Origin of the sequence: Caballeronia hypogeia, assembly GCF_001544875.2 — a bacterium.
GTDB lineage: Bacteria > Pseudomonadota > Gammaproteobacteria > Burkholderiales > Burkholderiaceae > Caballeronia > Caballeronia hypogeia.
Genome location: NZ_FCOA02000016.1, coordinates 59770 through 83116, shown reverse-complemented (window position 1 = coordinate 83116; position 23347 = coordinate 59770). Strand labels below are relative to the sequence as shown.

Here is a 23347-nt window from a genome sequence, read left to right as displayed (position 1 = left end):
TTGGCCGCGCCACCATTGTTTCTACCATGTTACATGGTAGCACCGGCTGAACACTCGCCTGACGGAAAGCCGTTGTCTAAAATGCGCTGCCGGCTTTCCGCGCAATGAATATATGAACAGGTGCTTCCACCTTCCGGAGACGAGGACTACCGAGCCATGCTCAGAAAGAAAGTCATTCCCCTGCTTTTCGCGATTTCTCTCCATGCGTTGCCAGCCAGCGCCCAGCAGTCGACGAGCCGGGACGAGTTTTACTGGCTGGGCGAAATCAACAAGGCGAGCGCCGTCATCAATACCGACGAGGGCTTGCTGGACAAGACGCTGGCGCCCGGCATCGCGCGCGGGCTTGCCAAGGTGCTTCATGACGGAGATCAGCCTGGCGCCAAACGTCCTTCCACCGTCATCACGTTCGAGCCTCTGCTCATCCGCGCAGGCGGGATGGACGTCACGCTCCTGCACGCGGGACGTTCGAGCCAGGACATGCACGCCACGTATCGCGCAGCCATCATGCGCGACGACATGCTCCGGCTCGCCGAACAGTTGAACAAGACGTCCGCGACGATGGTCGCGCTCGCGCGCAAGCATGAGAAAACCATCGTCCCGAACTACACGAACGGCGTCGCTGCCCAGCCGAATAGCTATGGCCACTATCTTCTCGGCTACGCAGCCGCACTCGATCGCGACGCCCAGCGCATTCGCGAGGCGTATGCGCGCATCGATCTGAGTCCGATGGGAACGACGGTCCTGAACGGCACGAGCTGGCCGCTGGACCGCACGCGCATGGCTCAGTACCTGGGTTTCGCCGGCATCGTGGACAACGCCTACGATGCGCATCAGATCGCAGCGGTGGATCATCCGGTGGAAGTCGGCTCGATCGTCACGAGCATCGCGCTCCATGCGGGCAGCTTCATCGAGGACGTCATGACGCAGTATGCGCAGCCGCGACCGTGGATTCTCCTTCAGGAAGGCGGCAACAATACCTATGTTTCCAGCGCCATGCCTCAGAAGCGCAACCCGGGGCTGCTGAATTCGACCCGGGCCGATGCATCGACCGCCATCACGCTGGCGATGGGACCGGTCATGCGGGCACACAATCTGCCTCCGGGCATGCCCGACGCAAAAGAAGTCCGGGACAACAAGGAGATGGTGAACAGCGCCGTCACGGTCTTGCGGAAGTGGGACGATATCCTGAAGGCGCTGGTGATCGATCAGGCCCGGGCACTGGAAGAACTGAACAGCGACTGGACCGCATCGCAGGAAGTGGCAGACGTGCTGATGCGGAAATACAAATTGCCCTTCAGGCTGGGACACCACTTCGCGTCCGAGGTCGTGGAATATGCGAGAGCGAACAATATCAAGCCCAGCAGTTTCCCCTACGATCAGGCGCAGCGAATCTATGCAGAAACCACCAAGGGGTACGGCGACGGGGTGCTTCCCATGAGCGAAGAGGAATTTCGCTCGACGCTGAATCCGGTGGCCATCGTCAATAACAGGCGTACCGTCGGCGGCCCTCAGCCCGCCGAGATGGAGCGCATGCTGAGCACCGCGAGCGCGAAGCTCAGGCAACAGGACGATTGGGTCAAGGAAAAGCGCGCCAGAATCGATTCGTCGTTGGCCATGCTCGATCGTGACTTCGACAAGCTACTAGACAATCGATAGGTCCGGCCAGCGCAGCATCGGGGTTGATCAGCTTGATTGACGTCCCCTTTGCGCTCGGTGCTTTCGGCACGCTTGTCGTCTTTTGGCGCTCGCGATAGCGCTCGCGGGCGTGCCCGGCTGCGCCGGTTGCTGCTGCCTGCACCACGAACCACGGCGTCTCGACTGCACCAGCCATCGTCGCCCTCCCGCCGCGCCCTGCACCGCCGTACCATCGGTCGTGATCGCGAACACTTTCTGTCCGACGCGAGGCGTTGAGCAAGCCTGCTGTCCCAGCGAGATCAAACCGAAGCGGAAAACGGCGACTCCTACTTCAATCGCAGATCACGCAGCACCTCAAGTACGTATTGCGTGGAGCGCTCGACGTAGCCCGCGCGATGCACAATGCCGAGCCGACGCCACAACGCCGGGCGCAGCGGACGCATGACAATGCGCTTGTCGGGTAATGGCGCAGTCGCCTCATGTGGCAATAGCGCGGCGCCGTAACCGGCCGCTACCAGACTCTTGATCGCGTCGTTGTAGTTGAGCTGAATGCGAGGCGCAGGATGATGCCCGCCGGCCGCGAACCACTCCGCAGTCAGACGTGAAAGACGCGTGGTCGCGTCATTGACAATGAGTGGTCGGGCAGCGAGCCATTCAGGCGTGATGCGTGCCGGGCACCGCCAGTGCGCCGGCACAAAGGCCATCACGGGGTCGCGCCTCCAGGGCGTGATCACGAGCCCAGCCACAGGGGGTTGCGGCAGCGCGACCAGCCCGACGTCCAGCGTCCCATCGGACAGTCGCGACAACGTTTCATGTGAAGTGAGCACCGCAACTTGAATGTCGATGGCGGGATGGTGCTGGCGCAGCGCCTCAAGCGCTTGCGGCAACAGGTGTGCGATCGCGCCGGTCGACGCACCGAGCCGCGCGCGCCCTTCGAGCCCCTGCACCTGGCGTTGAATATCCTCTAACGCCTGCTCAGCATCGGCCAGCAGTCGACGCGCGCGCTCCACCAGCAACTCTCCTATCGCCGACGGCCTGACATGTCCGCGCTTCCGCGACAGGAGTGGCGCTCCAATGCGGTCTTCAAGTTCAGCGATATGGAGGCTGACCGTTGGCGGGGCCAGGTGCAATGCACGCGCCGCTTCGGCGAATGAGCCGCGGTCTGCAATCGCGACCAGAGTGCGCAGGCGGTCCAGGCTGATCTCTCGCATATCGGCGTCAGGATTCAGAAAAACTGAATGTACACATTATGAAATTCAACTTTCTCTATTCTAGCCGTCCACGGAACATAGGGGCTCGTTCTAGCTTTCCCAGCCCTAAGTCAGCGGAGTATTCCACGTATGAGCTCTCCTGTTGTTTTCATCGATGGCGACCAAGGCACCACCGGATTGCTGATCCACGAACGGCTGCGCAGCCGGACCGATATCAGACTGATCACACTTGCAGCTGCGGAGCGCAAAGATTTGCGGCGTCGCGCGGAAGCCATCAACGCCTGCGACATCGCCATCCTCTGTTTGCCGGACGCCGCCGCACGCGAGGCAGTGGCCACGATTGTCAATCCTGCGGTTCGAGTCATCGACGCAAGCTCCGCCCACCGCACACAGCCGAACTGGACTTACGGATTTCCGGAGATGACGCCGGGACAGGCGGAGAGGATTGCAAACGCAAGTCGGGTCACCAACCCCGGTTGCTATCCGACCGGTGCGCTTGGCCTGCTGCGTCCGCTGGTGGAGGCGGGGTTCATACCTGGCGACTATCCCATCAGCATTCATGCGGTCTCCGGCTACTCCGGACGCGGACGCGCCGGCGTGGAGGAATACGAGGGAACCGGAACCGCTAACGCGCCTTCATACCAGGTATATGGCCTGGAGCTCGCGCACAAGCACACGCCCGAGATCCAGCAGCACGCCGGGCTCTTGGAACGTCCCGTTTTCGTCCCTGCATACGGAGCGTTCCGCCAAGGCATCGTGCTGACGGTGCCGCTGGCTGTGCGACTGCTGGCGCCCGGAGTGAATGGCGCCACGTTACACGCCTGCCTCGCCCGCCACTATGCCCAGTCGGACCACGTACATGTTTTGCCGCTGCAAGAATCGTGCGTCTTGAAGCACCTGGACCCGCAAATGCTGAACGGTACGAACGACATGCACTTGAGCGTATTTTCTAGCACGGAACACGGGCACGTCCTCCTGTCCGCGGTTTTCGATAATCTCGGAAAGGGCGCATCCGGCGCAGCGGTTCAGAACCTGAACCTGATGCTGGCGCACCAATGATGGCCATTGGGTTGAGATAACGTTGGGCCGCATCACCCATGCGCCAGCGCCGGTGGCCACATCGGTTCGTGGCCATTGAATGTCGCTTCCTGGCGTTCGGTGTCAGTAACTGCGAAATCAATGCACCGCCCAAACACCGACATCGTGATACCGAAACTAGAAGTATCCAATGAAGCGGAAAATAGCGCAGTCTATCTTTTCGGCCAGATCACATTAGCCAGTGCGTCGCCCTGCTTAAGACGTCTGATATTCTCGGCAATCTCTCGATAGCGACGATCGAGCAAGCCTCGGCTCCAGCCGGAGATATGCGGCGTCATCGAGACATTCGGAAGCTCGGCAAACGGATAGCGCGAGGGCGCCATGTCATCGTCGACCGTCTTTGGATACTGGTACCAGACGTCGAGTACAGCCGCGCCGATGCGCTGGTCACGCAACGCTTCATACAAGGCCTGCTCCTCGATCACTCCGCCGCGCGCCACATTGATGAGAAGAGACGTCGACGGCAATCGGGCGAGCCGCTCTCGATCGAAGAGATGACGCGTCGTATCGTCCAGCGGGCAGCACAGCACCAGAATGTCCGTCTGCGCCAGGAATTCGTCGATGCGTTCGATCGGCGCCGTCGTATCGAAATGCGCTGCTGCACGTCCACTGCGATTGATGCCGGTCGTCGCGACGCCGAACGCCTGCGCGCGCTTCGCCACTTCTTGCCCGATGTGCCCGGTGCCGACGATCGTCATGCGCGCGCCGTAAAGCTCACCGCGAAACTCGCGCTGCAAATAGGCGCGCGGCCATGTCTTATCGCTCAATGCGCCCGGCCGATGTTGCGCGAATACACGCGACAGCGCGGCGTGCAGCACATATTCGGCAATGGGCACCTCGTGACAGAAGACATTCGCGCCGATGCATCCATCCGGCAGACTATTCCACGCGACGCCTTCATAACCCGCGCCGGGCACGTGCACCAGTTTCGCCGTCGCCGCGGATGCTTCGTCCGGCGAGAGATGCGTCGTCACGAGCACGTCGGCATCGAGCGAATCTTTCTTCACGTCAGCCACGCCGCGAACCTCGAAGTCAGGTCCTAGCAATTCGCCCAGCAATGACGCATGCGGACTGTGCTGTCTCAGTGTGAGAACTTTCAAACGGCACTCCTTTCCTTGGATGACATTGCATTTGTCGTGCGCGACTCCATATCTTCGACACCCAGATCAAGGCGGTGAATCGGCCCCATCAGGAACGCGTAAGCGCCAGCCGAAATGATCGCGTGTGCCGCGACGAACACGAGCACACCCGCATACGATCCGGTCGACGCGATGATGTAGCCGCTCACGATCGGCGTCACGATTCCGCCGATGTTGCCGATCGCATTGAACACGCCGCCCGCGAGCCCCGTGATCTGCTTCGGCGCGGTATCGGAGACCACGGCCCAGCCGATTGCCGCAAGCCCTTTACCGAAGAAAGCAAGCGCCATGATCGCGACGATCTGCCACTCCTCGGTCGCGAAGTTGCAACCGACCATGGTCGCGGCCAGCAACATGCCGACGATGAACGGCGTCTTTCTCGCAAACGAGATGGACTTGCCGTGACGCATGAACGTATCGGAAAGGAATCCGCACGCGAGACCGCCGGCAAAGCCGCAGATTGCCGGAATGGCCGCGACGAAGCCGACCTTCGCGACGGGCATGCCGCGTTCGTGCATCAGATACATCGGGAACCAGGTGATGAAGAAGTAAGTGAGCGCCGCGATCGCGTATTGGCCGATGTAAGCGGCCACGAAAATTCGATTGCTCAAGACTTTTCGCAACGCGCGCGGATTCGGGCGCTGTTCACGCGTGGGCTTCACGCTGTCGAGATCGGTCAGCGCGCCGCCTTGCGTGATCTGATCGAACTCCGCGCGATTGATACGCGGATCGCGCTTCGGATCATGGATCACCTTCGGCCACACCAGTGCGATGAGGATGCCGAGCGCACCCATGCCGACGAAGATGTACTGCCATCCCCAGTGCGCGGCGACCAGTCCCATCAGCGGGCCGAAGAACGCAACGGCCACATACTGCGCAGAGTTGAAAATCGATGTCGCCGCGCCCCGCTCGGCCGCCGGAAACCATGCGGCCACGATCCGGTTGTTGGCCGGAAATGCGGCCGATTCCACGAGACCCAGAAAGAAGCGGATGACGAACAGTGCCACGAACGCATAAGCCGGATGAAATACGCCGACGCTCGCCTGCAGCATCGTGAACATCGACCAGGACAGCAGGCTCAGGCCGTAGATCAGCTTGGAGCCGAATCGATCGAGCAGCCACCCTGCGGGAATCTGGCCGAGCACGTAACTCCATCCGAATGCGGAGAACAGATATCCCATTCCGACGGGGCCGATATCGAACTCTTTGGCTACGGCCGTACCCGCAATCGACAGCGTCGCGCGGTCCGCGTAGTTCAGCGCCGTCACGATGAACAGCACGGCGAGAATCCAGTAGCGGACCTTGGTCGGCCTGCCATCCTGTCTGATTTGCATCGTTGTCCCCTTGGTTGAACGGCAGCGTTTTAGCGCCCGTTCTGGCTCCGCCATGTGGCGAACTTGTCGAGCGTTTCCGGCTTTGTCGCCGGATACAGCCCGAAGATGGTTTCGCCCGCGTTCACACGCTTCATCACGAAGTCTTCGAAAGCGGTCATCTCCGTGGCTTCCGTCGTAACCTCCTCGACAAGATGCGCCGGAATGACGATGACGCCATCGTTATCGCCAACGATGACGTCGCCGGGAAACACCGCTGCACCGCCGCAGCCGACCGGTACGTTGATATCCAGCGCCTCGTGCAAGGTCAGATTCGTCGGCGCCGACGGACGGGTGTGAAACGCAGGCATAGCGAGGCGCGCGATATCGTCGGAATCGCGGAAGCCACCGTCGGTCACGACGCCCGCCACGCCACGCTGCATCAGACGCGTCACGAGGATTCCGCCGGCAGATGCCGCACGCGGATCGTTACGGCTATCCATCACGAGCACCGCGCCCGCCGGGCATGTTTCGACGGCTTTGTGCTGCGGATGCTCCGGGTTCCGGAAAACTTCCAGTCCGTTGCGGTCTTCGCGCGCCGGGATATAGCGCAGCGTGAACGCCTCGCCGACCATGCTCTTGTCAAGACGCGCGAGCGGCGTCACGCCCTGAATCACCTGCTGGCGCAGACCACGCTTATAAAGCGCGGTGGCAAGCGTGGCCGTGCTGATCTTTTCGAGTTGCGCGCGAAATGCGGAAGTCAGAATCGACATGCTGATAACGTCTTTCTATGCAATTAGGATTGAAGGGATTCGCGCAGAATGACATCGGGGCGAAGCTTCACTTCCGGACGCAGAGCCGTGCCGAGACCCGGAAGCACCGGCGCCTTGACCATGCCACGCTCTATGACGGGAAGCTCGGTGACGAGATCGCGATACCAGGTGGAAAGCGTCGCGCGCACCACTTCCTGATAGATCGCCGTCGATGCATGCAGCGCGAGATGCAGACCCGCCATCAGCGTGATGGGCCCGGTGCAGTCGTGCGGCGCGAGCGCCCGGCGATGCGACTCCGCGATCGCCGCGATCTTGCGTGCTTCCGTCAGGCCGCCGCACCACGCGATATCCAGCATGACGACGTCGACGGCATCTGCTGCCATCAACTCGCGGAACTGCGTGCTGCCTGAGAGTGTTTCGCTGCCGCAAATGGGCACCCGCACGCGCGAACGCAGATCGGCGAGCGCCTCGACATCGTGCATCTTGTTGATCGGGTCTTCGACCCAGAACACGCCGTAGTCTTCGAGCGCGCGGCAAATGCGCTCGGCGGGCAATGCGCCCCACAGGCTATGCAGTTCGCACATCACTTCGATGTCGTCGCCCACGGCCTGACGGATCTTCCTGAACGGTTCGAGGCCCTTCTTCAGGTCCGCGAGCGAAAGCGTCTGACCGCCGGTGGATGCCGCGAACACATCGAACGGCCAGATTTTCATGGCGCGATAGCCCTCTTCGAGCAGACTCATCGCAAGACGTCCCGCGTCCTGATTGAAAGCGATCTGATCGTCGTAGGGACCTTGCGCGGCATCGTTGCTGCCAATCACGCGGCGCGATACGTCGTTGCTGTTGTACGAGTAGCCCGCACAGGTGTTATAGGCCTGAATCTCGAGCCGGTTCGCGCCGCCCATCGCTTCGTGCACGGGAATACCGTGACGCTTTCCGTTGATGTCCCAGAGGGCGATATCGACGGCGCTCGCCGCGCGAATCTCCGCGCTAGCGCCCTGAAATTCGACATACGGCGTATGCAACTGTCGTGAGATCGCTTCGACCTGACGCGAATCGCGACCGAGAATCTGCGGCGCCACTTGCTCGTGGATGACTGCTTCCACGGCCTGCGCGCCACGAAAGGTTTCGCCGAGGCCCATCAACCCTTCGTCGGTTTCGACTTCGACCCAAATGACGTTCGGCCTTTCGGCAATGCGGATCGTGCGCAGCTTCGTGATTCTGGACATGGCAGTGTTGAAGACCGTTGACGAAGTGAGGCCGCGATTCGGCATCGTCAAAGAATCGACTCACCTGTATTACAGGTTTAAGATGCACTCGTCATTCTTCGATGCTGACCGTCATGACCGTTCCCCCCTCACAGACGCCGCGTATCAAGGCATTCTGGCTTTCATCGATCGCAGCCGGCTCATGCCCGACGACAAGCTACCCGGTGAAAACCCTATGGCGGAAATGCTCGGCGTGTCACGGCCGGTCGTACGTCAGGCGCTGGCGCGCCTTCGCTCGGAAGGCTGGGTGCTGTCGCGCAAAGGCGCAGGAAACTACGTCGGGCAGCCGCACTTGCGCAGCGCGCCGTGCGGGCCGATTCAGAGCGTGGAGGAGGTGCGCGCGTTTTTGGAGTTTCGCTGCGTGATAGAAGGGGAATGCGCGGCCTGGGCCGCGCTCAGCGAGGATCAGGCGTTGAGGGACGAAATCACCACGCGTCGGCGCATCCTCGAGCTGGCGATCAATCGCGGAACGGAGAGCATCGAGGAAGACATCGCGTTTCATGAAGCCGTCGCCAAAGCGAGCGGCAACAGATTCTATTCGATGACCATGGCGGCGATCCGCGATCAGCGCCGCATGGCGACGCGCGTCATCCGCGAGCTTTCGTCACAGCCGAGAGTCCGTCGCGTGCGCGACATTCGAGAGGCACATTTGTTGATCGACAAAGCCATCGCAAGGCGCGACCCGGAAAGAGCGCGGCAAGCGATGGTGTCGCATATCAGAAGTGGGATCGCACGACTGTTCGATGATTAGGCTGTGAAACAGGCTTATCGTCGTCTCTGATCCCAGGCTCGTTTCGAGGGTGTCGAAGGCTTCGCACTGGAGTCGTAATGAGCGGTGACGGCGAAGCCGAGCGGAGTCGCCGACATCACCGAAGTGGTCGAGGACGCTTCACGAGGACGCTCCGCGCAGCGACCCAGTATTGCCTTCAGCCAAGGCATCATGAGCGATCCTTGCTACCGTTTGTTTCAGGATGAGCCAGCACGCGCGAGTTCGTCATCGTCATCGTCATCGTCGTGTCTCGATTGCATGCTCACCTGCCAAAATAGCGAGCGACATGCACACGTCGCCCTATCTGTATAGGCGAATGAAGCTGCACACCTGGAAAGACGGTACGCCCGAGCGTCAGCGGTCCGCAGAGTTCGCGAGAAAGTTGAACAAACGATCGAAGTTGCAATGCGCGACGTTGAACCGGAGCCATCCGGTCTTTACGCGGCCTGCAAAGAAGAGGTGGCCCGGGGCGAGCAGGATCCGTTCTTTCAAAGCCAGTTCGGCGAGGCGTGACGAGTCCCCGCCCACGCCGCCGCCCGCCTTCGCCCAAACGAACATTCCGGAGCGAGGCTCGCAAAATACCTCGAAGCCGCTCGCTTCGAGCCGGCGGCAAGTCTTCTCCTGGGCGGCTGCAAGACGGTCCCGCAACTGCTCGGTCTGTTTGCGATAGTGCCCTTCCGAAAGGATCGCGCTGACGAGACGCTCGGTAACGGTCGGGGTGGACATGCCAGACACCAGCTTCTGATAGAGCAGGCCCTCGAGAACATCGTGATCGGCGACAACAAAACCGACGCGCAAGCCCGCGCCTATGGTCTTCGAGAAACTGCCGACGTAAATCACATTTTTCAGTTGAGCCATCGACGCCAGCGTGAAGTGCGCGCCTTGCACGAGATCGGCGGAAACGTCGTCCTCGACGATCAGGCAATTGTGGCGTTCGGCTACTTTCAGCACTTTGTAGGCGGCCGCCGAGCTGTAGCTGGCGCCAGTCGGGTTATGCAGACGGCTGTTCGTGAAGTAGAGCTTCGGTCGGTTCGTGGCGAGAGCCGCCTCCATGGCGGCAACGTCCGGGCCGGCGGGCGTCATCGGTATGCCGATGGTTTCGACGTCGCGCATCCGCAGCGCGACCAGCAGATCGCTGTAGCAAGGCTCATCCACCATGACGACATCGCCCGGCTGCGTAAATTGCCGTATCACCAGATCGAGCGCCTGATTCGCGCCGAGAGTGGTCATGACACCGGCGACATCGGTTTCTATTTCGTACTCGGCCAGTTGCCGCACGATCTGTTCGCGCAGCCGGTCGAAACCGCGGGCATCGCCGTAGCCCAGAAGATGTTCGGGATGTGACGCAAGCTGCCTGAGCGCACGCGCGATCCCCTCGCTGTCGAACCAGGTTTCCGGGAGCCAGCCAGCGCCCGCGTGAATCGCCCCCTCGTTTGCGCCGAGAAAATTCCGGACCAGCCATCCATTGGTGACTTTCTCGTCGAGCTTTTCCGCCGCCTTCCGCGGCGAGGCAAAGCGCCTGTCCGACACATAAAAACCAGCCCCCCGCCGTGCGACCAGCACGCCTTGCGCAACCAGGCGGTCGTATGCCTCCACCACCGTGAAGGTCGATACGCCATGCGCGCTCGCGAACGCGCGAATACTCGGCACGCGTGCGCCGGGCCTCCAGCGCTTCTCTTCGACTTCCCGAATGATGCCCGCCACGATCTGCATGGTGAGGGAGGTTTCGGAACCGGCATCCAGCGATAGAACGGGCTTCATGCAAAAGCTCGAAGAATAAAGGAAGAGGTGTGCAGGTCGCACGGCCTGTACAGCGATCCGCGCGCTAAGGAAAGTGTACATGTCTCTGTGCAGGGTGTTTGCCTAAATTGCACTCACGTTATCGCCACACGAATTTGGCGAGAAGACTCCCCTCACAGATACCCATATGAAGAAGATACGAAACTCCACAGAGATTCTTTCGCACGGCGAGATTGACTCACGCCGAATCGTGCTCGAGATCGCCGATCGCACGCTCGAGCGTCTGGACAGCTACCGACGCATTCAAGGCATCATGCGTCTCGATGGCGAAACGTTGCACATCGGCACGCGCTCGTGGGATCTGTCGAAGAAGCGCAACGTTTATCTCATCGGCGCCGGCAAGGCCTGCAACCACATGGCGATGGCGGTCGATCACGTGCTGGGCGATCGTCTGACCTACGGCATCGCCATCGTGAAGATTCACGAGGAATCGGATCGCTTCAACAAGACCGAAGTGTTCGTCGGCGGTCATCCGTTGCCGAACGACGAAGGTCATCGCGCGTCGAAAAAGATCATTGAACTCGTGGATCAGGCGGGGCCGGACGATCTTTTCATTGCGGTCATCAGCGGCGGCAGCTCGGCGCTCATGTCGTGTCCGATCGAAGGCATCTCGCTGCAGGACGAGATCGACACGACCGATGTGCTGCTCAAGTCGGGCGCGGGCATCTACGAGATCAACGCCGTGCGCCGGCATATTTCGGCCCTCAACGGCGGCATGCTGGCGAAGCGCATTCAGGCGGTCGGCGCGGAGTTGATCGGTTTCGGCATCAGCGACGCAGTGGGGTCTCCCGCCACGGGCGACATCGCCGTGCCCTACGCGGCCTATAAGAGCACGCCGATCGGCCCCGACATGACGACGCTCGACGACGCTCGCGCGACGATCATCAATCGCAATGTGGCGGACCGTTTGCCCAGGAGCGTCGTCGACTATCTGATGCACGCCGGTCCTGAAGCGGAGACGCCCAAGGCGTTTCCCGACAACACCTATTTCCTGCTCAACACGCTTCCGGATTCCTGCATTTACGCCAGGGAGATCTGCGAGGACATGGGCATCCCGGCGATGATCGTGTCGTCGTTTCTGGAAGGCGAAAGCCGCGATGTGGGCACTTTCTTCGCTTCCATCGCGCGCGAAATCCAGACGTACGGCAATCCCATCAAGCCGCCTTGCGTGCTGCTGAGTTCGGGAGAAGTGACGACGCATATCAGCGATAACAGCGCCATCAAAGGACATGGCGGTCCGGGTCAGGAGATGACCGTAGGTTTCGCCATCGCGGCGGAGAAGACGAAAGGCGCGTGCCTGCTGTCGATCGATAGCGAAGGCACGGACGGCACGGCGAAAGTGGCGGGCGGCATCACGGATTCGAGCAGCTTCAAGGCTGCCGCCGCCAAGGGCGTCAGTCTCTTTCAGGCCCTCCGCGAACACAGTTGTTACGAAGCGCTCTCCTCCATCGGCTCCGCCGTTTTCACGGGCAACACGGGAACGAACCTGTGCGACCTGAACATCCTCTACGTCCCGGCACCGAAGGAGAGCGAGTAAATGGACAACAAAATCGTATCGGTTCGCGCGCAACAGATCATCGATTGCAAATGCCGGCCTGCGGTGGAAGTCGAGATTCGCACGGAGAGCGGCGCGACCGGTCGTGGCGCGGCGCCGACCGGCACTTCGGTGGGCATGCACGAATCGTTCGTCCTGCGCGACGGCGATCCGTCCACGTATAAAGGGCTGAGCGTGCACAAGGCGGTAGATTATGCGGAGAACGTGATTGGCCCGGCGCTCATCGGAATGGACGTGTCGGATCAGCGCGCGATCGACGAGAAAATGATCGCGCTCGATGGCACCCCGGATAAACATCGTCTGGGCGGCAATACCATCTATTCGGTGTCGATCGCGGCGTTCCGTGCAGCCGCCGACGCGCGCGCCATTCCGCTTTACGAGCACATTGCCGGCAGAGACATCAGGACGGTGCCGGTGCCGTGTTTCAACGTCGTCAATGGCGGACGTTACGAAGGCTTCACCCAAGGGTTCAACGAGTTTCTGATCGTGCCCTACGGCACCGATAGCATCGACTTCTCGATCGAAATGGCGGTGGCGGTGTTCCATAAGCTGGGCGAGGTGCTCACGTCGTATCTCGGACACAAGCCGCAGGTTGCCAGCTCGTATGGCTATGCCGCGCCGTCGGAAGATCCGGAAATGATCCTCACGCTGATGCAGAAAGCCATCGACGAATGCGGCTATAGCGACCGCATCGCGTTCGCGCTGGATTGCGCATCGAGCGAAATGTACGACAAGCAGACGGGCCGCTATCTGCTCAAGGGAGAGCGCGTGTCTTCCGACGAGTTGATCGCGTACGCAAAGTACCTGACCGAGCGGTTCAATATGGTCTTCATCGAAGACCTGCTCGACGAGAACGACTGGGCAGGCTATAGCAAAGCCGTTCGTGAACTCAAGCGGACGATCGTGCTTGGCGACGACCTCACCGTGACGAATCTCGAACTGCTGCGCCGCGCGCATGACACGCACGCCGTGGATGGGTTCGTGCTCAAGCCCAATCAGGTTGGCACCATCACCGAAGCGATGGATGCGTATAAGTTCGCGCAAGAGCACGGAATGATCGCGGTGCCGTCGGGGCGTTCGGGCGGTGTCGTCGACGATGTGGTCATGGATTTTTCCGTTGGCCTCGAAGTGCCCTTTCAGAAAAACGGCGCGCCGCGCTCGGGCGAACGCATCGAGAAACTGAACTTTCTGATGCGCGCCAATGCAAGAAGCTCGGCTTGCCGTCTTTACGACATCGCTCCGCTGCTGCGCTTCTGATTCGCCCTTCTCTTCAGCCAACAAAGGTTAACCCATGTACCCTAAGATCGACTTCCTGTACCTTTCCGAACCCGACATGATCGACGCCGGCGTTCTCGATGCCGCGCGTTGCGTGTCCGTCTGCGAAGAGACCTTCAGCCTGCTCGGCAAAGGCGACTATCTGATGGGCGGCGCGAATCACAACAACCACGGCTTGAACATCGTTTTCCCGAAAGAAACGAAGTTCCCTAACATGCCCGTGGCGGGACCGGATCGCCGCTTTGCCGCCATGCCCGGTTATCTGGGTGGCCGCTTCGACGTGTGTGGCAACAAGTGGTACGGCTCCAACCATGCGAACGCACAGAAAGGTCTGCCGCGCTCCATTCTGACGATGATGCTCAACGACAAGGACACGGGCGCGCCGCTCGCGCTCATGTCGGCGAATCTTTTGAGCGCGGCGCGGACCGGCGCCGTGCCCGGTGTCGCGGCGAAGTATCTCGTGAACAAGGATGCCAAGACCGCTTCGGTCATCGGTTGCGGGCCGATCAACAAGGCGTGTTTCGCCGCGATCATGACGCAGCTTTCCGGCATCGAGAAGGTCGTCTGCTTCGACGTGTTCCTCGACAAGGCGAACGAATTCGCGCGCTGGATCGAGGCAACGTATCACGTCTCCGCTATCGGTGTAGACGAAGCCGAGCAAGGCTTCCGCGATGCCGACGTCATCACCGTCGCCGCTTCTCGTCTCAAACCCCTGCACTTCAAGGACGAGTGGATCAAGGAAGGCGCCGCCATTCTCGTGTCCGGCCCGTTCAATACGGACGAGTCTTTCCTCACGAACTGCAAGATCGTCTTCGACCACACGCCGCTCCAGGAGGCTTATGTCGAGGATGCCGTCGCCTCGGGGAACAAGGAAGCGTATTACAGCGGCGTCATCGGCGGCCCTTTCTATCGCCTCATCGACGCCGGCAAGCTGCCCTCGCTTGCGGACTCGACCGGTCTCGGCGATGTCGTCAACGGCGTGAAGCCGGGCCGCGAAAGCGCGAAGGACAGAGTCATCTTCATCGCTTGTGGCATGGCTGTATTCGACATCAGCTGGGGTTTCGATCTGTACAAGAATGCGATTGACAAGGGCATTGGACAGTCGCTCAATCTGTGGGAGAAGCCAAGCCAGGCGTGACGTGTTCACACCGAGGCCTCCGGATATTCGGGGTCTTTGATGTCCCTAGTGAAGCAGCATTCACCAGCAGCCCGGATCCACACTCCGGGCTGTTTCCAAATCAACGTAGCGTGAAACGCGAACGTCGCGCGCCATGCACATAAAGAGAATTTGAATGACAAGGTATCGTTTCGAATGCATTGAAGGTCACACGGAAGGGATGCCCGTGCGGATGGTGACGGGCGGAGCGCCGGCGGTGAAACGCTCGTCGATGTACGAGGTGCGCGAGGCCTTCATCGCCGATTACGACTGGGTCCGTCGCGCCTTGATGATGGAACCGCGCGGGCATGCTCATATGTCCGGCACCATCCTGTACCCGCCGATGTCGCCCGATGCAGACATGAGCCTGCTCTTCATCGAAACATCCGGCTTTTTGCCGATGTGCGGGCACGCGTCGATCGGTTCGATCTCGTTCGCCATCGAAGCCGGTCTAGTGCGGCCACGCGAGCCGGGCAAGGTCGTCGTCGACGTACCGGCGGGCAAGCTGACGGCGCGCTATGAAATGGATGGCGAGCGCGTCAAGACAGTGCGCTTCACGAACGTCCCCAGCTTCCTGCTTCACCGCGACGTGGAAGTGAATCACCCGGTACTCGGGAAACTCGTCGTGGACATTGCCTACGGCGGAAACTTCTATCCCATCGTCGAGGCGCAGCCCAACTTCCCCGGTTGCGAACACTTTTCGCCTGCGGAACTGCTGGAATACGGGCGACAGATGCAGGAAGCGGTCAACGAGACCATCGATGTCGTTCATCCGGACAAACCCGCGATTCGCGGCGTAAAGCATTGCATGTGGACGGGCGCGTCGCAGTCGGAGAACGCGGACGGCCGCGCGGTCGTCATTGCCGGCGCGACGCTCATCGATCGATCGCCGTGCGGAACCGGAACTTCTGCGCGCGTCGCTCAACGTCATGCCCGCGGACTGCTGCAAGAGGGACAGACATTCACGCATCAAAGCCTGATTCTCAGCGCCTTCGTGGGCCGTGTCGAAGCAGTCACCCGACTCGAAAGCGGTCTTGAGGCGGTGCTGCCCAGTGTCGAAGGACAGGCGTGGATTACGGGCCGTGGAGAACACTACGTGGACGAGTCACAGCCCTACGCTCACGGATTCAGCCTGGAGGATTTCGCACGCTGACGGGCGCGAAACGCAGCGACGGGCGCTGCGGTATGCAGTGCCCGTCGACTCGTTCGTCTATTCGCTCATACCGGTGCGCGTCCTGAAACCTGGGCGTCTTCTTCTTGCCCGCCGTCGAGGCTATCCGTTCGATTGATGTCGATGCCCGCTGTTTCAGGTCCAACTGCAATCATCGCGAGCGCAATGAGATTCACCGAACCGCACATGGCGACCACGCCCCAAGGTGAGCCGTTGCAGAGCTTCAACAACCATGCCGCCAGCACCGGGACGGAGCCGCCCGCCAGAAGCCCTGCGCCGGTCAGCGCGAGCGCAGACGCGGAGTAACGCACATTGGTCGGAAAGACTTCGACGAAGGTCGCGGCCTGCACGCCCGTCTGTACTTGCGTAAAGCCCATGAACAGGCCCATGGCCAGCGCCATCACGACAAAATTCTTCGTCGCGAGCATGGGATAGAAGCACAGGAGCAGGATGAAGGTAGCGCTCAACGCGAACAGCAAAACCGGCTTGCGCCCGAAGCGATCGCTCAGGCCGCCGCCGATGATCGAACCAGCCACTGCGCAGACATTACCGATCATCAGAAGCAGGAAACTCGTCTGCTTCGATACACCGAGCGTGTTGTTCAGATAGCTGAGCGTGAACACCACAGCAAGAAAGAAGAGCGCCGTGGGGCCGCAGAAGAACAGCATCATTCGCAAGATGGTCTTGTAGTGCAGACGAACCGCATCTTGCAAGGGCCGTCCGCGGCTGGCAATGCCTAAACGCTTCATCTCGACGAACGCAGGTGTCTCGCTCACGCGCAGGCGGATGTAGATGCCCACCACCACGAGACCTATGCTCGCGATGAAGGGAATGCGCCAGCCGTAGCTTTCAAATGCGGCCGGCTCCATCGTCGCTGAGAGCGCCAGCAGCACACCATTGGCGACGATCTGACTGAGCGGCGCGCACATGCCGATCAACCCCGAGTATCGGCCACGCCGGTCCGCCGGCGCGTGTTCGAGGGCCATCAACTGGCCGCCGCTGGTTTCACCGCCGAGGGCGAAGCCTTGAATCACGCGGAGCAGCACCAGCAGGAGCGGCGCATAGATGCCGATCTGCGCATAGGTAGGCAGCAGTCCCATCAGGACCGAGGTGATGCCCATCGCGGCGACCGTTCCGAGCATCAGGTTCCGGCGCCCCATCTTGTCGCCGAAGTGACCGCAAATCACCGCGCCCAACGGACGCGCCGCCATGCCGACGCTAAAGGTAGCAAGTGACGCGAGCACCGCCACCGTCGAATCCAGCGCCGGAAAAAACAGCTTCGGCAGGACCGTGGCCGCGATCGCACCATAGAGCGTGAAATCAAACCATTCCAGTGCGCTACCCAGTGTGGCGGCCCTGACGGCCCGATTGGCCATGGCGAGCGTCGAGCGCTCCGACGTCTTGTCTTGCATGCGTGCTAGTCTCATGGCTTGAATGGAAGGTGTCTGTGGCAAGCCCTCCGATGCATCGAGGGCTTGCACATGGGAAGCGCCAGCGCTCAGGCCGCGCGTTTGACGAGATCTCGAAGCTCTGCCGGGAACAACATGTCACGCGCAACGGAATCGTCAGCACGAAGCAATTCGGCCGCTTTGCGCGCACCGAAGAAGTCCAGGAAGAGCGGCGTTTGCAGAATGAGCATGTCGAAACCCGGGAGAACCGTCATACCCTGATTCATCGCGGCTCTGAGCAATGGCGTCGGCTGGTTCTTCATCAGAATGTCGCAGACCTGGGCGCCCGGTTCGAGCCGATCAGTCGGAACGGGCAACGGATCATTTGCCTTGAGACCCAGCGGCGACGCGTTTATCACGACTTCAAAGCCGGCGGGGTCGTTGCTGTCCTTGACCGACACCGGCACGCCGTACTGTTTCTGGATGGACTGCGCCAGTTGGCGCGCCTTCGACGTTTCTGGATCGTAAAGGCCGATCTTCGACACAGCGCCCTCCGACAACGCGGCCGCAATCGCGCTCGCCGCACCGCCCGCGCCGACCAGAAACACCGACTTGCCGCGATAGTCCATTGCATAGCGCTCCATCGACTTGACGAAGCCCAGTCCATCGAACAGTTCGCCTTCGAGCTCGCCCGCCTCGTTGCGTCGAATCGCATTGACCGCATTCGCGACCTGCGCGCCCTTCGAGCAGCGATCGACGATCGATGCGGCTGCAGTCTTGTGCGGAATCGACAGGACCATGCCGCGCGTCGTCGCCGAACTGAACAACGACCGGATCGTCGCCTCCAGGTTTTGCGGAGCGACCTGGAGCGGAACCATGACCGCGTCGTCGCCGGCGAGCGGCAGCACCTTGTTGAAAATCTCGGGCGTGCGCACCTGTTCGATCGGGTCCGCCACCATGAAGAAAACGCCAGTTTTGCCGGTGATCATGAAATTCCTTTCAATTCTGTATTACTAAGTAATACCTCAGGATTGCCAGTAGTGAATGCGCCTCGCCATCGGCGAGGCGAGAACGCACTACTTCTTCGGGAAGCCTTCGCCCCAGGTATCGCTGAGCATGAAGCCCGCAGCCAGCGGATCATCAGGATCCACGCCAATCTGCTCAATGCCGTAGATCCATGCGCGCCCGCTGATCTTGGGAAGCACTGCGGGCCTGCCGCCGACTTCCGTTTTCCCCAGCAACTCGACTCCGAACTCGCTGCCGATCGTCGAACGGGACTTGAGCTTTCCACCCACATCCACCTTTCCGCGCGCGGCGAGCGTCGCAAGATTCGCCGAACTGCCGGTGCCGCACGGCGAGCGATCGATTCGCCCCGGCGGAAGCGTCGTGCAGGTCTGATACTCGACATCGCTTACCCGGTTGCGAAACATCACATAAGCGATCTGATTGATTTCCGGATAGAGCGGATGCTGGATGCTCACCTGTTCGTTGATGATGTTCCGCAACTTCACGCCATAGTCGGCGAGCTTGCGCGCGTTCTCCGGTGCAATCGTGAGACCCACTTGTTCCACGTCGACGAGCGCGTAGTACACGCCACCGAAAGCAACGTCGACCGTGATCTTGCCGAACTCGGCCGTCTCGACCGGCAGATCGAGATGCTCGACGAACGCGGGAACCATGTTCAGGGACACGCCAACGCAGCGGCCATCGCGGCACGTCGCGCGCGCCGTGACGAGACCGGCGGGCGTGTCCAGCACGACGGTCGTCTCTGGCTCCTGCATGGGCACGATTCCCATCTCGAGCAATGTCGTCACCACGCAGATCGAATTGCTTCCGGACATCGGATGGGCCTTGTCCGACTGAAGCACGATGAAGCCTGCATGTGCTTCGGGTCTTGTCGGCGGCAGCAGCAGGTTGACCGACATCTGCAGACAACCGCGCGGCTCGAGCACGACCAGTTTTCGAAGGCTGTCATCTACCTCGTTGATGTAGTTCATCTTGTCGAGCATGGTCGCGCCCGGGATGTTCACGACGCCGCCCGTGATCACCTTTCCGATCTCGCCCTCGCAATGCACGCCGACGAGTTGCAGTGTCTTTTTCCAGCGCATGGTTCACACCTTTCTGAAATGTTCGGCCCTCTGGCCTGATCGCCGGCGTTTTCGCCGACGCATGATTTGATCTGGGCGACTCGTTATGTTCAGAACCGGTAAGCGCTGAACGGCGCGAGATCCTGTTTCGGCGTTCGCCCTGCCGCCAGGTCGGCAATCAGACGCCCTGTGGTGGCGCCGAGCGTGAGCCCCAGTTGTCCGTGACCGATCGCCATCAGCACGTTTGGAAGACGCCGCGACCGGTCGATGATCGGCTTCGTGTCAGGCAGGAACGGGCGATAGCCGACACCGAATTCGTGCCGCTGAACGTTCAGCTCCGGGAGAACGCGGCGCGCCTTCGCGAGAATGATTTCCGCGCGCTTGAAATTCGGCTTCGCGTTCTTTCCGGCAAACTCGATCGTGCCGCCGATTTGCAGCCCGCGTCGCATCGGCGTGAAGCAGAAGCCACCATCGGCATAAATCACCGAATGCCGGAACTCGACGCCGGGTTCGGGCAGCAGCGCCTGATAGCCTGCGACGCCTTCGAGCGGCACATCGATGCCCAATTGCGAGAAGAAGCGCGTCGCACTCGCGCCCGCCGCAACCACGACATGATTTGCGGCCACGCGCTCTCCGTTTGCCAGTGTGACTCCCGTGGCACGTCCCGAGTCTTCGTCGATGGACAGGGCCGTGGTTCGGATGCGCCGTCCGCCGTTATTCTCGAAGCTCTCGGTCAGCGCCGCGATGAAACCCTCAGTGTCACTCACGAAACGCCATTGCGGCAGAAGAATGCCGTGCGAGAAGCGCCCGGCGAGCGTCGGTTCCAGATCGCCGATTTCCGCCGCATTCAGCACTTGCGAAGAAAAGCCGAAGGACTGCCGAAGCTCCATATGTCCGCGCTCGCGCTCCACCCCTTCAGGGCCATCGAAAACCTGCATGATGGGTCGTTGAAGAAGGAGCGCCTTGTCGTCGCATTCATCGAGCAACGGTGCGTAATCGGCAAACACATCCTTCGTCAGCGTGGCCATGGCCTGAGCGATGCTTTCGATCCGCGAATGACGCGCACAGGCCATGAAGCGCAGCAACCAGGGAATGATGCCCGGCAACGCGCTCGGACGCAAAGCAAGCGGACCGGTCTGGTCCATCAGCCATCCCGGCACCTTCATCAGAAGGCCGGGCTTCGAGAGCGGAATGATCTCGCCGACCGAGATCTGGCCGCAACTCCATTTCGCCGTGCTGTCGCCCGGCGCGGCCGGATCGACCAGCGTGACCTGAACCCCGTTGCGCTGAAGGTAAAGCGCGCAACAGGTGCCGACGATGCCACCGCCGACCACGACCGCCTGCTCATGCGAGGCAGGCGAAGGCACGGGGCTCGGGAAACGCTCGCGGGGTAAAGAATTCATCTTCGATTTCGTCCGTGCTGCGGAAAGAACGACCTTTTTGTATTGAATACCTTTCGCTTTCAATAAGCAAAGCGACGAAGGAACCTTGTCTCAACCAGACCGACCAGCCGGGTCAGCGGGAACGCCACCAGGAAGTAAATGATCCCGACGGTCGTCAGGAACTCGAGCGGACGCGCCGTCGAGTTCGAGATGCTCTGTCCGACATACATCAGGTCCGCAACCCCCACCGACGAAATCAGCGCGCTCTCCTTGAACAGACTGATGATGTTCGACAGAAGCGGGGGAATGGCCCGCAACAGCGCCTGCGGAAAGATCACATGCAGGATTTTCGCCTGCGGCGAGAGGCTCAGTGCGATGCAGGCATCGTGCTGCTCGCCCGAGATCGACTTGAGCGCACCGCGAAACGTTTCGCTGGTGATCGCGGTCATGTAGAGCGTCAGCGAGATGATGACCGACAGATACGGCGGAATCGGCAAGCGGAACACCACAGGAAAGCAGAAAAAGATCCAGAAAAGCTGAATGAGAAGCGGCGTTCCACGGAATAGCTCCACGTACAGCCACGTCGGCGCCTTGATCCAACGAGAAGGCGACAAGCGAAGCAGACTGAGACAGAAGCCGAGCAGGCTTCCCAGCACCGCGCAGCCGCTCGTGAACGCAATGGTCAGGCCCAGCCCCTTCAGCAGCACGAGCCAGTACGACGCCACAATGCCGAGATCCAGATGCATTCCAATCTCCTTAACGCGTCACGGCGGCATCCTGCCGGCGCTCGATAACATGAACAAGTCGCGAGATCGGAAGCGATAGCGCGAAGTAGATCAGCGCAACGACCGTATAAGTTTCCAGCGGCCGATAGGCTTCGGTCGCCAGGCTCTTCGCGACATACATGAGGTCCGCCACCGCAACGATCGCAACCAGCGCGCTTTGCTGGAGCGTGCCGATGCCGTTGGTCATCAGCACTGGCAGCGCGCTGCGCAACGCCTGTGGCAAGACGACATAGAAGGTTCGTTGCCACGGCTTCAGACCCAATGCCACGCAGGCATCAAGGTGTTCCTTCGGCACCGCCTGCACCCCCGCGCGATAGGCCTCCGCGTTGAAGGCCGTCAGGTTCAAACCGAGCGCGAGCACGCCCATCGCGATGGGATCGATGAAGAAGTCGACCATCATCGGAATGCAATAAAAGAACCAGACGATCTGCAGCAGCGCGGGCGTGCAGCGGAAGAACTCGACAAAGAGCTGCGCCGGCCAGCGCACGAACTGCCAGCGGCTCATCACCATCAGGCAAAGAAAGAAGCCCAGCACAAGCCCCATGACGTTGGCGGCGAGCGCAAGCTCCAGCGTGACCTTCAGACCTTGAAGAAGGGCGGCCGCGCTTCCATTTAAGAAGCTGAAATCGAATTGATAGCCCATGTCCGCTCCCTCAATCCAGATGAAGGACTTTCTCGAGGAACTCGCGAGTACGCGCTTCCTTCGGGCATTTGAACATCTCGGCGGGCGCGCCCTCTTCCACCACCTTGCCGCTCGCGCAGAAGACGACGCGCGTGGCGATGTCGCGGGCAAAGTGCATGTCGTGCGTGACGATGATCATCGCCATCTTCTGCTCCGCCAGTTGCAGCATCACGTTCTGCACTTCGATCACCATCTCGGGATCGAGCGCGGATGTCACTTCGTCGAAGAGCATCAGTTTCGGTTCGAGCATGAGCGCGCGCGCGATGGCGACACGCTGCTTCTGTCCGCCCGAGAGCTGGCTGGGATAAGCGTTGAGCTTGCTTTCGAGACCGAGTCGCGCGAGGTACTTGCGTGCCCGCTCCGTCGCTTCGGCCTTGCCGAGCCCAAGCGTCTTCACCGGTGCCAGGATGAGGTTGCCAAGCACGGAAAGATGCGGAAACAGCGTGTAGTGCTGGAACACCATGCCAATCTGCTTTTGCAGCTTCGCATCGATCCGCTTGCCGCCCATGTCGGCGCCACGAATGTAGGGCTTTCCCTGGAACGCGATCTCGCCGCCCTGTACACCTTCGAGGCCCATCATCACGCGGAGCAGCGAACTCTTGCCGCTGCCGCTGGGGCCGATCACGACTAGCCGGTCGTCGGCGCGCATGTTCAGGCTCATCCGATCCATGACGACGAGATTTTCGCCGTATGACTTGTACACGTTCTTCAACTGCACGAAGTCGCCTGACACCGAGGACAAGGACGTGATGTTCCCTGGGTCGATCGCGGTCGCCAGCGGTTGTGCTTGTGTCTGAGATAACATGATGAGGACTTCCTCCTGCCCAGCGCAACGCTGGCGCTCGGGACTCCATTGAATCCGA

The 23347-nt window shown here is 60.8% G+C and carries 20 protein-coding genes; 7 read left to right on the top strand and 13 right to left on the bottom strand.

All coding sequences use genetic code 11. The features are described from left to right. The first annotated feature begins 156 nt into the window (after positions 1-156). Positions 157-1656 (top strand): argininosuccinate lyase, encoded by a 1500-nt coding sequence (locus AWB79_RS22390; protein ID WP_061169631.1) that lies wholly within the window; start codon positions 157-159, stop codon positions 1654-1656. A gap of 305 nt (positions 1657-1961) precedes the next feature. Here AWB79_RS22390 and AWB79_RS22385 read toward each other — a convergent pair whose 3' ends face one another. Then, positions 1962-2846 (bottom strand): LysR family transcriptional regulator, encoded by an 885-nt coding sequence (locus AWB79_RS22385; protein WP_061169630.1) that lies wholly within the window; start codon positions 2844-2846, stop codon positions 1962-1964. A gap of 129 nt (positions 2847-2975) precedes the next feature. On the opposite strand from AWB79_RS22385, the gene argC reads away from it, so the two are divergent. Continuing rightward, entirely contained in the window at positions 2976-3905 is a 930-nt protein-coding gene (argC, locus tag AWB79_RS22380) for an N-acetyl-gamma-glutamyl-phosphate reductase (RefSeq protein ID WP_061169629.1), read from the top strand. A 191-nt stretch (positions 3906-4096) separates the two neighbouring features. Here argC and AWB79_RS22375 read toward each other — a convergent pair whose 3' ends face one another. Genes AWB79_RS22375 through AWB79_RS22360 form a run of 4 tightly spaced genes read right to left on the bottom strand, consistent with a single transcriptional unit; the run spans position 4097 to position 8395 of the window. After that, positions 4097-5044 carry a 2-hydroxyacid dehydrogenase gene (locus tag AWB79_RS22375; RefSeq protein ID WP_063963526.1) on the bottom strand — a complete coding sequence of 316 codons (948 nt, stop codon included), beginning with the start codon at positions 5042-5044 and terminating at the stop codon, positions 4097-4099. After that, positions 5041-6417, bottom strand: a complete 1377-nt coding sequence (locus AWB79_RS22370) for an MFS transporter (RefSeq protein ID WP_061169627.1) — start codon at positions 6415-6417, stop codon at positions 5041-5043. The genes AWB79_RS22375 and AWB79_RS22370 overlap by 4 nt, the downstream gene beginning before the upstream one ends. 29 nt (positions 6418-6446) lie before the next feature. Then, positions 6447-7166, bottom strand: coding sequence for a ribonuclease activity regulator RraA (locus AWB79_RS22365; protein ID WP_061169626.1), 720 nt, complete (start codon positions 7164-7166; stop codon positions 6447-6449). 23 nt (positions 7167-7189) lie between these two features. Next, positions 7190-8395: a mandelate racemase/muconate lactonizing enzyme family protein gene (locus AWB79_RS22360; protein ID WP_061169625.1), complete on the bottom strand. Its 1206-nt coding sequence runs from the start codon at positions 8393-8395 to the stop codon at positions 7190-7192. Between AWB79_RS22360 and AWB79_RS22355 the strand changes: the two genes are divergently transcribed. Beyond that, positions 8370-9185: a FadR/GntR family transcriptional regulator gene (locus AWB79_RS22355; protein ID WP_198399076.1), complete on the top strand. Its 816-nt coding sequence runs from the start codon at positions 8370-8372 to the stop codon at positions 9183-9185. The genes AWB79_RS22360 and AWB79_RS22355 overlap by 26 nt on opposite strands. A 372-nt stretch (positions 9186-9557) precedes the next feature. Here the strand turns inward: AWB79_RS22355 and AWB79_RS22350 are convergent, their stop codons facing one another. Continuing rightward, the gene (locus tag AWB79_RS22350) at positions 9558-10964 is read right to left on the bottom strand and encodes an aminotransferase-like domain-containing protein (protein ID WP_061169623.1); all 1407 of its coding nucleotides are present in this window, start codon (positions 10962-10964) and stop codon (positions 9558-9560) included. Between the two features lie 166 nt (positions 10965-11130). On the opposite strand from AWB79_RS22350, the gene AWB79_RS22345 reads away from it, so the two are divergent. The 4 genes from AWB79_RS22345 (at position 11131) to AWB79_RS22330 (ending at position 16142) form a co-directional block, all read left to right on the top strand. Beyond that, the gene (locus AWB79_RS22345; protein WP_061169622.1) at positions 11131-12540 is read left to right on the top strand and encodes a glycerate kinase type-2 family protein; all 1410 of its coding nucleotides are present in this window, start codon (positions 11131-11133) and stop codon (positions 12538-12540) included. Continuing rightward, complete coding sequence (eno, locus tag AWB79_RS22340) at positions 12541-13815, top strand: phosphopyruvate hydratase (protein ID WP_061169621.1); 1275 nt, start codon at positions 12541-12543, stop codon at positions 13813-13815. 34 nt (positions 13816-13849) lie between these two features. Then, complete coding sequence (locus AWB79_RS22335) at positions 13850-14971, top strand: tyramine oxidase subunit B (protein WP_061169620.1); 1122 nt, start codon at positions 13850-13852, stop codon at positions 14969-14971. A 154-nt stretch (positions 14972-15125) separates the two neighbouring features. Then, positions 15126-16142 carry a 4-hydroxyproline epimerase gene (locus AWB79_RS22330; RefSeq protein ID WP_061169619.1) on the top strand — a complete coding sequence of 339 codons (1017 nt, stop codon included), beginning with the start codon at positions 15126-15128 and terminating at the stop codon, positions 16140-16142. Between the two features lie 65 nt (positions 16143-16207). Here the strand turns inward: AWB79_RS22330 and AWB79_RS22325 are convergent, their stop codons facing one another. From AWB79_RS22325 to AWB79_RS22295, 7 genes are all read right to left on the bottom strand, one after another. Continuing rightward, positions 16208-17572 carry an MFS transporter gene (locus AWB79_RS22325; RefSeq protein ID WP_061169618.1) on the bottom strand — a complete coding sequence of 455 codons (1365 nt, stop codon included), beginning with the start codon at positions 17570-17572 and terminating at the stop codon, positions 16208-16210. 86 nt (positions 17573-17658) lie between these two features. After that, positions 17659-18537, bottom strand: coding sequence for a shikimate dehydrogenase family protein (locus tag AWB79_RS22320; protein ID WP_061169617.1), 879 nt, complete (start codon positions 18535-18537; stop codon positions 17659-17661). 87 nt (positions 18538-18624) lie between these two features. Continuing rightward, positions 18625-19656, bottom strand: coding sequence for a proline racemase family protein (locus AWB79_RS22315; protein WP_061169616.1), 1032 nt, complete (start codon positions 19654-19656; stop codon positions 18625-18627). A gap of 89 nt (positions 19657-19745) precedes the next feature. Beyond that, positions 19746-21038 carry an NAD(P)/FAD-dependent oxidoreductase gene (locus AWB79_RS22310; RefSeq protein ID WP_061169615.1) on the bottom strand — a complete coding sequence of 431 codons (1293 nt, stop codon included), beginning with the start codon at positions 21036-21038 and terminating at the stop codon, positions 19746-19748. 59 nt (positions 21039-21097) lie between these two features. Next, entirely contained in the window at positions 21098-21763 is a 666-nt protein-coding gene (locus tag AWB79_RS22305; RefSeq protein ID WP_061169614.1) for an amino acid ABC transporter permease, read from the bottom strand. 10 nt (positions 21764-21773) lie between these two features. After that, positions 21774-22445 carry an amino acid ABC transporter permease gene (locus AWB79_RS22300; protein WP_061169613.1) on the bottom strand — a complete coding sequence of 224 codons (672 nt, stop codon included), beginning with the start codon at positions 22443-22445 and terminating at the stop codon, positions 21774-21776. Positions 22446-22455: 10 nt separating this feature from the next. Further along, positions 22456-23289, bottom strand: a complete 834-nt coding sequence (locus tag AWB79_RS22295) for an amino acid ABC transporter ATP-binding protein (protein ID WP_061169612.1) — start codon at positions 23287-23289, stop codon at positions 22456-22458. Positions 23290-23347 lie beyond the last annotated feature (58 nt).

Bases quoted from the DNA above. Each gene is read 5' to 3' on its own strand.
- AWB79_RS22390 (WP_061169631.1), top strand. From the start codon at position 157: ATGCTCAGAAAGAAAGTCATTCCCCTGCTTTTCGCGATTTCTCTCCAT.
- AWB79_RS22385 (WP_061169630.1), bottom strand. From the start codon at position 2,846: ATGCGAGAGATCAGCCTGGACCGCCTGCGCACTCTGGTCGCGATTGCA.
- argC (WP_061169629.1), top strand. From the start codon at position 2,976: ATGAGCTCTCCTGTTGTTTTCATCGATGGCGACCAAGGCACCACCGGA.
- AWB79_RS22370 (WP_061169627.1), bottom strand. From the start codon at position 6,417: ATGCAAATCAGACAGGATGGCAGGCCGACCAAGGTCCGCTACTGGATT.
- AWB79_RS22365 (WP_061169626.1), bottom strand. From the start codon at position 7,166: ATGTCGATTCTGACTTCCGCATTTCGCGCGCAACTCGAAAAGATCAGC.
- AWB79_RS22360 (WP_061169625.1), bottom strand. From the start codon at position 8,395: ATGTCCAGAATCACGAAGCTGCGCACGATCCGCATTGCCGAAAGGCCG.
- AWB79_RS22350 (WP_061169623.1), bottom strand. From the start codon at position 10,964: ATGAAGCCCGTTCTATCGCTGGATGCCGGTTCCGAAACCTCCCTCACC.
- AWB79_RS22345 (WP_061169622.1), top strand. From the start codon at position 11,131: ATGAAGAAGATACGAAACTCCACAGAGATTCTTTCGCACGGCGAGATT.
- eno (WP_061169621.1), top strand. From the start codon at position 12,541: ATGGACAACAAAATCGTATCGGTTCGCGCGCAACAGATCATCGATTGC.
- AWB79_RS22335 (WP_061169620.1), top strand. From the start codon at position 13,850: ATGTACCCTAAGATCGACTTCCTGTACCTTTCCGAACCCGACATGATC.
- AWB79_RS22330 (WP_061169619.1), top strand. From the start codon at position 15,126: ATGACAAGGTATCGTTTCGAATGCATTGAAGGTCACACGGAAGGGATG.
- AWB79_RS22325 (WP_061169618.1), bottom strand. From the start codon at position 17,572: ATGCAAGACAAGACGTCGGAGCGCTCGACGCTCGCCATGGCCAATCGG.
- AWB79_RS22320 (WP_061169617.1), bottom strand. From the start codon at position 18,537: ATGATCACCGGCAAAACTGGCGTTTTCTTCATGGTGGCGGACCCGATC.
- AWB79_RS22315 (WP_061169616.1), bottom strand. From the start codon at position 19,656: ATGCGCTGGAAAAAGACACTGCAACTCGTCGGCGTGCATTGCGAGGGC.
- AWB79_RS22310 (WP_061169615.1), bottom strand. From the start codon at position 21,038: ATGAATTCTTTACCCCGCGAGCGTTTCCCGAGCCCCGTGCCTTCGCCT.
- AWB79_RS22305 (WP_061169614.1), bottom strand. From the start codon at position 21,763: ATGCATCTGGATCTCGGCATTGTGGCGTCGTACTGGCTCGTGCTGCTG.
- AWB79_RS22300 (WP_061169613.1), bottom strand. From the start codon at position 22,445: ATGGGCTATCAATTCGATTTCAGCTTCTTAAATGGAAGCGCGGCCGCC.
- AWB79_RS22295 (WP_061169612.1), bottom strand. From the start codon at position 23,289: ATGTTATCTCAGACACAAGCACAACCGCTGGCGACCGCGATCGACCCA.